Genomic DNA, 12,695 nt, shown 5'->3' on the forward strand with positions numbered 1-12,695 from the left:
AACTCGCTTTTTAAACGAGAAGAATTCTGAAGAGCAAGCACTTTATCAAGTCATAATAACTAGCGCAAGCTCTTCATGGAGCTATAGTATTCAATTGCTTAGTTTATAATCTCTAGTGTACGTAGAGCCGGCGACCTTCACGCATTACTTCAATCAGCTCTGGCGCACTGAGCTTTTTCTTTAGGCGCTTGCGATAGTCGTTGTCGTAAATTCGGTATTTGCCGTGGCGATCAATAACCGTGATTTCAGATTCTTGATAAATCGCAAAAATACGATGGTCACCGACATATACCCAACTTTTGTCACTTGGCTGCATTAGGCTTTGATCTGAGCTGTAATCAGAAGCAGGATTAGTGCAGCCTAATGTTTGAGTCATAATGGCCGGAACTAAACCATTGTGAGTTGTACGATAGTTAACTTGCTTACCTGAAGTTTCGTTCGGCCAGTGAATAATCATAGGTACATGAATACTCGCTGGCGATAAGTTGACGCTGGCTTCATTTGAATTACTGGTAAAGACTTTACCATTGACACCAGTAATGACCACTAAAGTCTCAGAGGGCAAGGTGCTGATCACTTGCTCAAGTTGTTTGTCGACAAAGTTAAGTGACTGACGATATTGGTTAAATAGCACTTTTTGCGCAGGCTTTAATTCTGTAGCTGCTTTAACCGTTTTAATCCCTAAAAAGCCTATTGGGGTGTCGTAGCTTTCTGGTGATTTCAGGTTAAGCAGGCTAAACCAAGGCTTTGTGGCGGCTTTACTCCATTGTTGCCAATTCGCGACCGACTGAAGATCTGAATGGGCAAAACTATCTGTGTGCTCAGCGTCAATACGTTCAAAATCGTTAAAAATCCCTTGGGGGATTGCCAATGTATCTTGTGTACTAAATAGCGCGAGTTGGTAGCCTTGGCTTGTTAGCTCTTGGGTTAATACTGGGCTTTGAAAGTGTAAATCGACGGCGTCAGCATAACTACCTTGTAAGCCGTAAAGCAGGCTAAAAATACCACTGTTAAACTGATTGCCACCGCTTAAATGCTGGGTGAAATTCATGTTATCTTTGGCGTAAGAGGCCAAAAATGGCATGGTTGAGGCGTCAATTAAATCTGCACGTAAGCTATCAACGGCAATGATTAAAATATTGGGCTGGGTGTCAGCCATACATTGCATTTTTGCTAGTGGGTACTTAAGGCTTGTTTTTGGTGGTGTTTGATCTTTACGGTTTTGGGTACCTTCAATACCATAACTTTCCATTAAGCTCTTTGCCGTTGCTGGATAAGAGAGCGGATATGCGTCATCAAAGTGAGTTATTTCAGTCACTTCTGCAGCATCTCCCCAAATATGGATGAGGTGACTAGCAACAAAACAGATCCCCACAACAGCGACAACTTTATTGCCAATATTACGTTTACGGATTTTCTCTACGCGTTTCCATAAAAAATTAGCCAGTGTTAACTCTATTGCTAAAATCGCCATCGGCGTAATGATATAAGAGGTGCCGCGCAACAAGGCATTTAAATCTGCCCAGGCTAGATCAAATACAAATGGACTTAAATGCAATCCATAATCGTCATAAATGACAGTATCGTATAGCAGTAAACATAAGCTCAAGGTTGCGACTAAAGCGGCATAACCTCGAAGGATTTTTGAATAAGGTAATAGCAAGGTGATGGGGAAAATGAGCACTAAATAAACCATAAAAGCTAAAAAGCTAAAATGACCTATGGTGCTAATGACTAAGTATCCCCAGCCTATAAATGTGTCTGGCAGGCCTATGGTGTCGAGGTACCGATAGCCAACAATAATGGCGAGTAATCCATTAATAAAGGCAAACCAATGCCCCCAGCTTACTAAGCGTGAAACGCGATCACGTCCAATTTGTTTTTGTCGCTCGACCATGTTGACCCATTTATTGTTTAGCTTTATTAAAGGCTAGCATTTCTAGCCTTTATTCTGTTCAGATATCTCTATCTTAGTTAGATTTTACTGATTGCGATAAGGCCTTAGCAAATTGCTCTGCCACAACTTCACGCGCTTCAGCTGGTACTTTGTTTTGCAATAAGTGAGTCACACAGTTACCTAGTGCCATTAGGCTTAGGTCTGTTGGTGATTGGTGCTTAGCAAGTACTGCAAGTAATTCTGCAATAATTGACTCAACTTGAGCATTAGAATATTTAGATTGAATAGCCATATTGATAAAGTTTCACTTTAAATCTTAATTAACGGCATATAATAACGGATTTTTTATCGAAGCTCCGCACTTTTTATCGTACTTTTTATAGAGTTTACAGTGAAACAGGCTTGAGGCTTGATTGGATTGGGTAAAATTTTAAGGCGAACGACTGCTGCTAAATTATAGGTAAGGGCATTGCTTAGTACTATAAGTTGTAAAATATTAATGTAATTTAAAGGTTTATGAAGAAAAGTTCGGTGCCTGCCGGTCAATGTATTGAGCAAGGATAACGCTTAATATTCGTTAAGTTCTCGTCTTAACATATATGGATTTATTGGCTCTCTCTGGTATGATAAGCCAGCATTACAGCGGGCCGAAAATAATGACTAATAATATTATTCAGGTGATTGCTGAACACCAATTCTATACAACTGAGCGTGAGCCTAAAGCTGACTCTCCTTGCCAAATTTTATCGAGGCTCAATGAGTATTAACGTCGAACAAGCAATTATCCACTTCATTTCACAAGATGGTGAAGGTCAACTAAGTTGTCGATTGCGTCCACAACCTTTGCTTAATAGCCAAGCAGTTGAGGCGATGCTAGAAGAGTTACACCAAACCTATACTACTAAAGCGGGTAAAGGATTTGGTCATTTTGGTATTAATGGCGAAGACGGCGAAGCAAACACCAAATTCAAAGAAGCGTTAACGACTTACCGTAGTGGTGATCTTGGCTTTGTCGAGTTTTCTGGCATTGCCGGTACCTTGCTTCAAGAAGAACTGTCTAAATATGACTTTAGCACGGGTGGTTTTTTACTCCTATCTTGCTACACCTACATGACAAGTGATTATTTGTTTGTGTCTTTATTGAATGCTAAATCATCAATGACAGTACTTGATGATATGGAACTGTCGCAAAACACTCACCTTGATTTAAATAATGTGCAGCTTGCTGCACGTATCGATTTAACTGAGTGGCAAGCAGAACCGGATTCAAAGAAGTATATCTCGTTTGTGCGTGGACGTGCCGGACGAAAAGTCGCTGACTTTTTCCTCGATTTCATGGGCTGTGTTGAAGGCGTAAATACTAAGGCGCAAAACAAGTCACTAATGAATGCGGTTGAAGACTTCGTTGGTAATAGCGAGTTGACTAAAGATGAACGTCAACAAGCGCGTGAGCGTGTATTTGACTATTGTACAGAGCGTTGTGATGAAGGTTCATCAATTCAAATTAAAGATCTGGCTGATGAATTAGCTGACCAAGGAATGGATTCGTTTTACGATTTTGCTCAAGGCGGTTCATACGACTTGGAAGAAGAATTCCCAGGTGACAAACCAACACTTAGACAGTTGAAAAAGTTCTCTGGTACCGGCGGTGGTGTAACCTTAAGCTTTGATGGTCAGCATCTTGGTGAACGAGTGATTTATGATCCAGTGTCAGATACCATTATTATTAAAGGCGTTCCTGCAAATCTAAAAGATCAGTTAGATCGTCGCTTAAAAGGCGAGTAACGGTGGCGATAAGCCCATTCATATTGCCTCGTCACTACATTATAGCGAGTGCATGATGCGCCATTGCTTTACTAAAAATACCGAGCCATAGTGCTCGGTTTTTTTATGAGCGATTATGATATTTATTTTAGCGCAGTAATTTCTGCATCAAGGGATATAAAGCTCTACAATCAAATCGCTTGTTATTGTATGTAACCTCTGCTTTAAAACACTGCAATCAGCATTAAAAAAGTCGAATGTTAGCGCTGTTCATTGTAAGCTACTGCAATACTCAACGCAGCTTCGTTCTGTCTGCGTTAAACCTTATTCATCCTGCGGCCACTGCTGTATGGACTATGACTGGTAGACTGTTTTTCTACCTAGGAGCAAAAATGCAACTGTTCGTTAAAGATTTGACCGTGATTGATTTTTCTTACCTGTGTCCGATCAGAGGTATGGTAGGTGAAAGCTGGATTGTTGATGTATTACTTGATGGTGGTTTAGACGAGCAAAACATGGTGCTTGACTTTGCTAAAGTAAAACGCACCATAAAAAACACCATTGATGATGTGGCAGATCATCGATTGTTGATCCCAACCGCCTGCAGTGAAGCGCGTTGGCAACAAAAAGGCGATCGCGTATGGATGGACTTTTCAAGTCAACAAGGTGATATTCATCTTGCGTGTCCGTCACAAGCTTTCGCTCTTATTCCTAGTGAACTCATTGATTTTGAAAGCGTGAATAAATTTTTGCGGCAAGCGTTAAAAGAAGTGTTGCCCGACAATGTAGAAGGGATCTCGTTAACACTTAGAAATGAACTGCACGATGCGCCTTATTATCATTATAGCCATGGCTTAAAGAAGCACGATGGTAACTGTCAGCGTATTGCTCATGGTCACCGTAGCCCTGTAACGGTTTTTGAAAACGGCGTTGCAGCACCAAAGTGGGATGAATATTGGGCTAAACGTTGGCATGATATTTACCTTGGCACAGTTGAAGATCAAGTTTCAGTTTCGACATTAGTTTTGTCGCCGCAGACTGAAGTGACAGATGACACTCATTTTGGCTTTCACTATCAAGCGCCACAAGGTGATTTCCAACTGGCAATGCCTAAAGGTCTTTGCGATATTTTACCGCACGATACCACCGTTGAATTACTGGCGGACTATATGGCACAAACCCTGTCAGATAAAGTACCAAGCAGTGACTTTAAGGTGATTGCTTATGAAGGCGTTGGCAAAGGGGCAATAGCAAGCCGACCCGCTCAATAATATAACCAAAGTTTAAAGGAGTCGCTTTGAGAGCAATAACCCAGATTATCTTTACAAGTGTGTTAAGTGGTTTAGCATTTCAGGCCAATGCAGCTGTTGAGCTCAAAGGGGAATTAGTCCAAGGCGCATTAGTGCGTGCTCAAGTCCAGCCTGGCACGCAAGTGTTTTTAAATGATGAGCCAGTGAAGGTTAACGCTCAAGGTGATTTCGTTTTTGGCTTTGCGCGAGAAGCACAGCTTGAGCAAATGCTTAAACTTGTCTATCCAGGCGGGTTAACTCAACTTAAGCCGCTTACGCTAAAAAAGCGCGCATACAAGATCCAAAATATCACCGGGATCAGTAAGAAAATTATGAAGCCAGATCCTAAGGCGCAAGCTAGAGCGGCTGAGGATTCAAAACAAGTTAAGGTTGCGCGTGCGCAATTTACAGCAAGCAACGCTTTCAATCAGGATTTTATCTGGCCACTTACAGGTAGAATTAGCGGGGTTTATGGTAGTCAACGTATCTATAATGGCAAACCCGGTACGCCACATTACGGTGTCGATGTCGCAGCAAAAACAGGGACTGTGGTCGTAGCCCCTGCAGACGGTGTAATTTCGTTGTCAGTGCCTGATATGTTTTATTCTGGCGGGACTATGATTATCGACCATGGTTATGGAGTGAATTCGAGCTTTTTACATTTGAGCAAGCTTTACGTCAAACCAGGCGACATCGTTAAACAAGGAGATAAGGTTGCTGAAGTGGGATCTACTGGCCGCTCTACAGGGCCGCATTTAGATTGGCGGATTAATTGGTACCAAATGCGATTAGATCCAACCACAGTTGTGCCTTCAATGAAAAGTGTCTTAGCAAGAGAAAAGTAATGCCGAGCACCCTTTAATAAAAAAGCAGCCATCAAGGCTGCTTTTTATTTTAAATCAGTTATTTGTAACGTTTTTTCCACTTAAATAATACCGAATATTTCCATAACGTCTGTATTAAAAAATATCCAATCAGTGAGAAAATACCAGCCAATACCACACAGCCCAATAAAAAGGGTGGCCCAATAGTTTCTATGGAAGCTTGAAACCATTGCCAACTGGCTTCAAAGTTGAATGCTTGAGGATCATGCCCAAGTAAAGTTGCCCCGAGTAGATAGGCAATATAAAACATAAACGGCATGGTGATAGGGTTGGTGATCCAAACCAGTGCTACGGCAACGGGTAGATTAACATTAAATAAAATAGCTAAAGCTGCTGCTAGCACCATTTGGAAAGGCATTGGTAGCCATGCGACAAATAAACCAACGGCAAAAGCGCCTGGTGCTGAATGGCGGTTTAATGTCCACAAATTAGGTTTTAAGAGCAGATCTCCGAACATACGCAAATTCTTGTGTTCGCGTAATGTTTCAGGCTTAGGCATGAATCTTTCAATAAATTTTTTTGGCATAACTTCTATTTGCTGTCTTAACTTAGTTCACTATGAATCGATTTATGTGCGGCTACTGCGTCACCATTGTGTCTACAATGTTCTGGCCATCCTTGGTTAATCTATACATCCTACCTTTATTAATCGTAGTGGTTATTACAGCTGGTCGGCGTTTTCCATTTGTCGCCGGTAGCTTGCTAGCTATCTGCTGGATTAGTATTTTTCATTCAATATTAATAGACTGGAACAAAGATAAAAATGCCAAAATATTAAAGGTTGAAGGGGAGATCATATCATTAGTTGGCTCTAACAGCGACTGGATTAGTGTGGATATTGTGCTGATTGATTCAATTTTACCCCGTGGCATGACAGGTAAATTGCGGCTTTTTTGGCAAAACCCACCGCCAATATCAGTCGGTCAGCGTTGGCAACTAACCATAAAGCCTAAACCTATCACCAGTATTTTAAATCAAGGCGGTTTTAATCAGCAAAAGCACTTTGTGGCTAATCATATTATAGCCAAAGGTAAGGTTATTAGTGGAAAACTTGTTTCTAAAAATAGTTCCTATAGAACGGGACTAATTGAAGAATTGACGCCCGTTTTGAGGTTACATGCTAGTGGTGATCTTATATTAGCCTTGGTTTCTGGGGATAAATCATTAATTCAGAACAAGCGTTGGCAAGAGTTAAGGGTCAGTGGTGCAGGGCATTTGTTTGCGATATCCGGTTTACACTTATCGGTTATTTCAATGTGGATACTGTTTTTTACTCGGTTTTGTTTGTACCGGTTTTTACCAGTAAACCATCGTCGAAATTGGCTGCTTTCGATAGGTATCGCTGCAGCAGGAGCAATGTTTTATGGGTATCTAGCAGGCTTTTCGATATCAACGAAACGTGCTCTAGTCATGATACTTGCCTATATATTATTTAGTGCACTCAGTCGGCATTCATCGAGTTGGGAGCGATTGTTATATGCACTCTTTGTGCTTTTATTGCTTGATCCGTTAAGTATATTAAGTGCCAGTTTTTGGTTATCTTTTAGTGCATTAGCTATTATTTTATGGACGATAACAAGGTATTACGACTCAAAGAATACTTTGAGGAACGCAAGAGTAGAGGAGAAAATTGAAAAGTGTGACACTGGCTATTTTGAACGAATGCAGCGGAAAATCTCCCCTGCTGTAAAAACGTTTTGGGCGGTGCAATGGCGGTTAACTATTGGGTTAGGCGTGATTCAGGCGATTTTCTTTTCGGGAACCTCAATGGTTAGCCTATTAGTGAATATTGTTTTGCTGCCTTGGTTTAGTTTTCTCTTAATCCCGGTCAGTTTATTATCTTTGCTTATGTTCATATTGGCTACCCGTTTCGGTTTTGATGGTAGAGGCATGTTTGATCTAAGTGCGCTACTGATGGAACCCGTTGTATGGATTTTAGATTATGCTAATAGTTTGACTTACGCTTGGCTACCGCTATCTGATGAGTTAATTGCAGCGCTCGCCCTCTTATGTTTAGGCTGTTATTTAGCATGCAATATCACGCACAGCCGCTGGCGCTGGGCGTTATCAATAATGATGTTGCCTATTGCACTCCAGAGTTTGTTTTTATTGTTTAGCCTTTATGACACCGCACGGTGGCAGGTGCATATTCTCGATGTTGGTCAAGGCTTGTCAGTCATTGTTGAACACAATAAACGTGCTTTGATATATGACACAGGTGCCCGTTATGGCGATAGTTTTAGTTATGCAGAGCGCGCAATTAAGCCTTTCTTAGTGAGTAAAGGTATAAACGATGTAGATTTTATCGTTGTCAGTCATGGCGATAATGATCATGCTGGTGGCGCTGGTTTTATGATTGATAATTATCCTGCCGCGGAAGTGATATCCGATATTAACCCGCTGCAGAATTTGAGCTGTAGACCGCAGTCGATTGCTTGGCAGCAGTTGAACATTGAAATATTAGCGCCGAGTACATCTTTGCCCGGTAATAACGGCTCTTGTGTGTTACGAGTTGATGATTCGAATAACAGCGTGTTATTAACGGGAGATATTGAAAAGCAGGCAGAGCTAGCACTTATCACTGCCGTTAAATTGCCGCATACGCTAAAAAGCCAGCTGCTTATTGCGCCGCATCACGGCAGTAAAACGTCTTCAACAGAGGGGTTCATTGATGCTGTTGCGCCTGAGTTAGTGGTGTTTCCTGCCGGATTTCGAAATCGTTATGGATTTCCCAAAAATGAAGTCGTAGCACGTTATCAAAAACGCAGGATCCCAAGTTTAACCGTCGGAAATGAAGGACAAGTGAGTGTTTTATTTGAGCAAAATACAATGAAAGTGCGTACATATCGAACAGATTTAGCACCATTTTGGTATAACCAAGTGTTTAGGTTTGGTCTGGTGCAAAATCCAGAGTAGAATGCTTCTTTTGCCAATATGTTAATTTCCCAATGACAACATCCCCTAAAAATGAAGTCTGGACTGTATTTAAGCGTTTACTTGGTTATTTAAAACCCCTTAAAGCAGTGCTGGCTTTAGCCATTTTTGGCTTAGCTATGTATGCCCTTGTTGATGCAACGTTTATCGCTGTTATTAAGCCATTTATTGATGAAGGCTTTGGTGGACAGGCAGGACAAGCTGCACAGGCTACTGGTGGAATTGGCGGTATCGATTTTGGAACCGGTGCAGGCTTTAATTCCGGAAGTGACGTATTACTGATAGCGCCATTAGTGGTTATTGGCCTATTTTCGCTTCGCGGCTTAGCAAACTTTTTGTCGACTTATTGTATCTCTTATATGAGTGCTCGGGTGATTATGGATATGCGTCAGGAAGTATTTGAGCATTACCTGACACTGCCTGTGAGTTATATAGATAAAGAGAACACGGGTAACTTAATTTCTCGTGTGACTTATGACACCGAACAGATTGCTCGCGCTTCGGGTAGTGCGTTGATAACGATTGTACGCGACAGTATTACCGTCATCGGCATGATAGCGATTATGTTCTATTTTTCATGGAAATTATCGTTGGTCATTTTAGTCGTTGGGCCGATTATTGGTTTAGTGATTACTATTGTCAGCCGTCGTTTCCGCAAAGTCTCTAAGCAAATTCAAACGGCAATGGGCGGCGTAACTGCAGCAACTGAGCAGATGATTAAAGGCCATAAAAACGTCTTGTCTTTTGGTGGTCAGCAAACAGAAGCTGAGCGTTTTGCTAAAGTCAATAATCAAAATCGTTACCAAACAATGAAGCTCGCGACAGCGCAGGCTATTAGCCAACCTTTAGTGATGATTATTGGTTCATTTGCTTTAGCGTTTGTGCTTTATGCCGCTAGCTTGGATAGTATGAAAAGTGAGCTAACCGCAGGTACGTTCGCCACTATTCTTGCCGCTATGCTGGCGATGTTGCAACCGATTAAAAACTTAACGCGAGTTAATGCTGAGTTCCAACGTGGTATCGCAGCCTGTACGACGGTATTTGAATTACTTGATACCGAACCTGAAAGCGATAAAGGCACACTTGAAGTTGAGCGCGTTAAAGGTGATTTATCATTTAACCAGGTGAACTTTAGCTACCCTGGACAAGAAAAGTTAGCCTTAGATGGTATCGACTTTACTGTAGAGCAGGGACAAACCTTAGCTTTAGTAGGACGTTCTGGCTCAGGTAAGTCAACCATTGCAAGTTTAGTAACCCGTTTCTACACCGGCTTAAAAGCCGGTGATATTACCCTAGACGGGCATAATATTGACGAATACAAATTAAAAACCTTGCGCAGCCAAGTGGCCTTAGTATCCCAGCAAGTGACATTATTTAATGACTCTATCGCCAATAACATCGCTTATGCTTATCCGGGCGTAGCGTCTCGAGAGCAGATCATTGAAGCGGCAACGCTTGCTCACGCAATGGAGTTTATTGAGCCGATGCCTGAGGGGCTAGATACCCAGATTGGTGAGAATGGTGTGATGCTATCGGGTGGACAGCGCCAACGTATTGCGATTGCGCGCGCCATTTTACGTAATGCGCCAGTACTTATTCTTGATGAGGCGACATCTGCGCTTGATACCGAGTCTGAAAAAGCGATTCAGCAAGGTTTGGATAATTTACGTCAAAACAGAACTTCTGTTGTTATTGCTCATCGCTTATCAACTATTGAAAGCGCTGATCAGATTTTGGTTGTTGACCAAGGTAAGATTGTTGAGCGTGGTAACCACGAAACCCTATTGGCTCAAGGTGGGGTATATGCCAACCTGTATCAAATGCAGTTTGGTAGTTAAATGCAGTCTTGGGTTAATCGACTATGGTATCAAGGTCACCCGCTTAGATTTGTATTGTGGCCTTTATCGTTACTGTTTGCTCTTGTTACAGCAACGAGACGACAGCTTTTTAAAATTGGGCTAAAGCAAGCGATTAAACTTCCCATGCCGGTGATTATTGTCGGGAACATTACTGTTGGCGGCAGCGGTAAAACCCCCACGGTGATCTACTTAATTGAATTGCTGCGCAGCCATGGCATGAAACCCGGGGTGATTAGCCGTGGCTATGGCGTTGAAATCGACGGTGTGAGAGCTGTATTGCCTGAAGACTCGGCTGATAGCGTTGGTGATGAACCTGCAATGATCGTAGCGCGCACCCAAGTGCCTATGGTTGTAGGGGCTAAACGAGTCGATGCGGCGAATAAGCTATTAGCAGACTTTGATGTGGATATCATCATTAGCGACGATGGTTTGCAACACTATCAGTTAGCACGAGATATTGAACTGGTGATCCTTGATGGTGAGCGCCGCTTAGGTAATGGAATGTTACTGCCTGCAGGCCCTCTACGTGAAGGCGCTTGGCGTTTAGATAGTGTTGACCATGTTATTGTAAATGGTGGCGATGCACTTGCTAATGAACAATTGATGACATTAGAGCCCAGCAAGTGGTTGCCTGTGTCAGCACTGCATCATGGTGGCTCAGTTCCTACAAAGAGTGATTCTATTGTGGCGATGGCTGGTATTGGTAATCCACAGCGGTTTTTTGATTCATTATTAGCTCAAGGTTATGAAGTCGAACAGGTTCAAGCTTTTGATGATCATAGTGATTACCAAGAATCTGTTTTGACTGAACTGGCAGATGGTCGAATCTTAGTAATGACAGAAAAAGATGCGGTGAAATGTCGCGATTTTGCAAAAGATAACTGGTGGTATCTCGCAGTTGATGCGAAGCTATCTTCCTCATTTGATAAACAACTACTGACTAAAATTGATCAGTTAGTAGCAGATAAGTAAAGGCATTCAAAATGGCATTTGATAAAAAATTACTCGAAATCGTTGCGTGTCCAGTGTGTAAAGGCAAACTTGAATACAATAAAGAAGCGCAGCAGTTAATCTGCAAGGCTGATAAGTTGGCTTATCCTATCAATGATGGCATTCCGGTTTTACTTGAAAACAAAGCTGAACCGTTAGCTGAGTAGTTTAGTTGCACCAAAAAAGCGCCTTAATGGCGCTTTTTTGTTGTTTAAATTTAGCTATAACTTGTTTTCCTTACTGTAATAGGTCTAATGTTTGCACTTGTAAGGTTGCTTTACCACCATGCTTGTCTGTCATACTTGGCGTCAAATAGAGTGCATTGATTTCATTTAGTATTATGCCATGGTCTACCGAGCTTTTTGGTGTCCAGTCTGGGCGAGAAAAAGTATCAAAACCGACTTCTACAGTATTCCAGTCATTGCTTGCTGGAAGCTTTGTTTGGTAGTGAGCATAAGTCTTGTCACCTTCTTTACCGTAGTGAGATTGCGATAACTTAATCAGTAATGGTATGTCGCATTTATAGGTAAGGCGGATCTTTTTAGTTCCCGCTAAGCTGGTGGCTTCAGGAGAATAAATGACTTCAACCCAAGAGTTACGTTGTGGATCGACTCTTGGGATCCGCTTGAACTTAACCCAAACTCCTTCATCAGTGATCATTTGATTTCGAAATGTGGCAGTACTGCCATATGGATCCGTTGCATAACTCCATTGGGTCGCATCGAGTGCAGGAGTCGTTTCTTTCGCTTGGCTATCGGAAGTATTGATTAGCATAGCAGCGACTAGTCCAATTAAAGCAAATTTCGCAAACGGCTTCATGATTATCCTTGTCATGTTAAAGGTAAACGATATGGGGGCGCAGGCCCTTAATCTGTGCGGTTAATTGAGAGTAGAATAACAAATTCTATTTTGCATATTGTCTTATTTTATAAACAGTTATTTTGCCAAACGCACAAAAGCTAGCTTTTATATTCAGCTATAGAGTAAAAAAGACTAAAACCTGATCATGGTTTTAGTCTTTTAGGTTAGCCGTTAATGCCATCTTTTAATATTAGTAGCTTGTATTGGGGCCAATTAT

The 12,695-nt window shown here is 41.8% G+C and carries 11 protein-coding genes; 7 read left to right on the forward strand and 4 right to left on the reverse strand.

Annotated features, from left to right (window positions below; translation table 11 throughout):
• Nucleotides 1-112 precede the first annotated feature (112 nt).
• Together L2748_RS06945 and L2748_RS06950 are read right to left on the reverse strand one after the other, a co-directional pair.
• Complete coding sequence (locus L2748_RS06945) at nucleotides 113-1,897, reverse strand: DUF3413 domain-containing protein (RefSeq protein ID WP_220782280.1); 1,785 nt, start codon at nucleotides 1,895-1,897, stop codon at nucleotides 113-115.
• A gap of 73 nt (nucleotides 1,898-1,970) precedes the next feature.
• Nucleotides 1,971-2,189, reverse strand: coding sequence for a YejL family protein (locus L2748_RS06950; protein WP_220782279.1), 219 nt, complete (start codon nucleotides 2,187-2,189; stop codon nucleotides 1,971-1,973).
• 464 nt (nucleotides 2,190-2,653) lie between these two features.
• Between L2748_RS06950 and yejK the strand changes: the two genes are divergently transcribed.
• From yejK to L2748_RS06965, 3 genes are all read left to right on the forward strand, one after another.
• Nucleotides 2,654-3,682, forward strand: a complete 1,029-nt coding sequence (yejK, locus tag L2748_RS06955) for a nucleoid-associated protein YejK (protein ID WP_220782278.1) — start codon at nucleotides 2,654-2,656, stop codon at nucleotides 3,680-3,682.
• A gap of 371 nt (nucleotides 3,683-4,053) precedes the next feature.
• Nucleotides 4,054-4,932, forward strand: coding sequence for a 6-carboxytetrahydropterin synthase (locus L2748_RS06960; RefSeq protein WP_220782277.1), 879 nt, complete (start codon nucleotides 4,054-4,056; stop codon nucleotides 4,930-4,932).
• A gap of 26 nt (nucleotides 4,933-4,958) precedes the next feature.
• On the forward strand, nucleotides 4,959-5,795 hold the full coding sequence (locus L2748_RS06965; protein WP_220782276.1) for a M23 family metallopeptidase: 837 nt from the start codon (nucleotides 4,959-4,961) through the stop codon (nucleotides 5,793-5,795).
• A 58-nt stretch (nucleotides 5,796-5,853) separates the two neighbouring features.
• Here the strand turns inward: L2748_RS06965 and L2748_RS06970 are convergent, their stop codons facing one another.
• Nucleotides 5,854-6,360: a DUF2062 domain-containing protein gene (locus L2748_RS06970; RefSeq protein ID WP_220781965.1), complete on the reverse strand. Its 507-nt coding sequence runs from the start codon at nucleotides 6,358-6,360 to the stop codon at nucleotides 5,854-5,856.
• Nucleotides 6,361-6,437: 77 nt separating this feature from the next.
• On the opposite strand from L2748_RS06970, the gene L2748_RS06975 reads away from it, so the two are divergent.
• From L2748_RS06975 to L2748_RS06990, 4 genes are read left to right on the forward strand one after another with little or no spacing between them, the layout of a single operon-like run.
• Complete coding sequence (locus L2748_RS06975) at nucleotides 6,438-8,750, forward strand: DNA internalization-related competence protein ComEC/Rec2 (RefSeq protein WP_246616192.1); 2,313 nt, start codon at nucleotides 6,438-6,440, stop codon at nucleotides 8,748-8,750.
• Between the two features lie 32 nt (nucleotides 8,751-8,782).
• Nucleotides 8,783-10,606: a lipid A export permease/ATP-binding protein MsbA gene (gene msbA / locus L2748_RS06980; protein WP_220781967.1), complete on the forward strand. Its 1,824-nt coding sequence runs from the start codon at nucleotides 8,783-8,785 to the stop codon at nucleotides 10,604-10,606.
• The gene (gene lpxK / locus L2748_RS06985) at nucleotides 10,607-11,599 is read left to right on the forward strand and encodes a tetraacyldisaccharide 4'-kinase (RefSeq protein ID WP_220781968.1); all 993 of its coding nucleotides are present in this window, start codon (nucleotides 10,607-10,609) and stop codon (nucleotides 11,597-11,599) included.
• Nucleotides 11,600-11,610: 11 nt separating this feature from the next.
• A complete protein-coding gene (locus L2748_RS06990) occupies nucleotides 11,611-11,784 on the forward strand; it encodes a Trm112 family protein (protein WP_084221416.1) in 174 nt (57 codons plus the stop codon).
• Nucleotides 11,785-11,854: 70 nt separating this feature from the next.
• Here the strand turns inward: L2748_RS06990 and L2748_RS06995 are convergent, their stop codons facing one another.
• The gene (locus tag L2748_RS06995; RefSeq protein WP_246616193.1) at nucleotides 11,855-12,436 is read right to left on the reverse strand and encodes a hypothetical protein; all 582 of its coding nucleotides are present in this window, start codon (nucleotides 12,434-12,436) and stop codon (nucleotides 11,855-11,857) included.
• Between the last annotated feature and the right edge of the window lie 259 nt (nucleotides 12,437-12,695).

It is taken from the genome of Shewanella sairae (assembly GCF_023283535.1).
GTDB lineage: Bacteria > Pseudomonadota > Gammaproteobacteria > Enterobacterales > Shewanellaceae > Shewanella > Shewanella sairae.

Bases quoted from the DNA above. Each gene is read 5' to 3' on its own strand.
- L2748_RS06970 (WP_220781965.1), bottom strand. From the start codon at position 6,360: ATGCCAAAAAAATTTATTGAAAGATTCATGCCTAAGCCTGAAACATTA.
- L2748_RS06945 (WP_220782280.1), bottom strand. From the start codon at position 1,897: ATGGTCGAGCGACAAAAACAAATTGGACGTGATCGCGTTTCACGCTTA.
- L2748_RS06960 (WP_220782277.1), top strand. From the start codon at position 4,054: ATGCAACTGTTCGTTAAAGATTTGACCGTGATTGATTTTTCTTACCTG.
- L2748_RS06990 (WP_084221416.1), top strand. From the start codon at position 11,611: ATGGCATTTGATAAAAAATTACTCGAAATCGTTGCGTGTCCAGTGTGT.
- L2748_RS06975 (WP_246616192.1), top strand. From the start codon at position 6,438: ATGTTCTGGCCATCCTTGGTTAATCTATACATCCTACCTTTATTAATC.
- lpxK (WP_220781968.1), top strand. From the start codon at position 10,607: ATGCAGTCTTGGGTTAATCGACTATGGTATCAAGGTCACCCGCTTAGA.
- yejK (WP_220782278.1), top strand. From the start codon at position 2,654: ATGAGTATTAACGTCGAACAAGCAATTATCCACTTCATTTCACAAGAT.
- L2748_RS06995 (WP_246616193.1), bottom strand. From the start codon at position 12,436: ATGAAGCCGTTTGCGAAATTTGCTTTAATTGGACTAGTCGCTGCTATG.
- L2748_RS06950 (WP_220782279.1), bottom strand. From the start codon at position 2,189: ATGGCTATTCAATCTAAATATTCTAATGCTCAAGTTGAGTCAATTATT.
- msbA (WP_220781967.1), top strand. From the start codon at position 8,783: ATGACAACATCCCCTAAAAATGAAGTCTGGACTGTATTTAAGCGTTTA.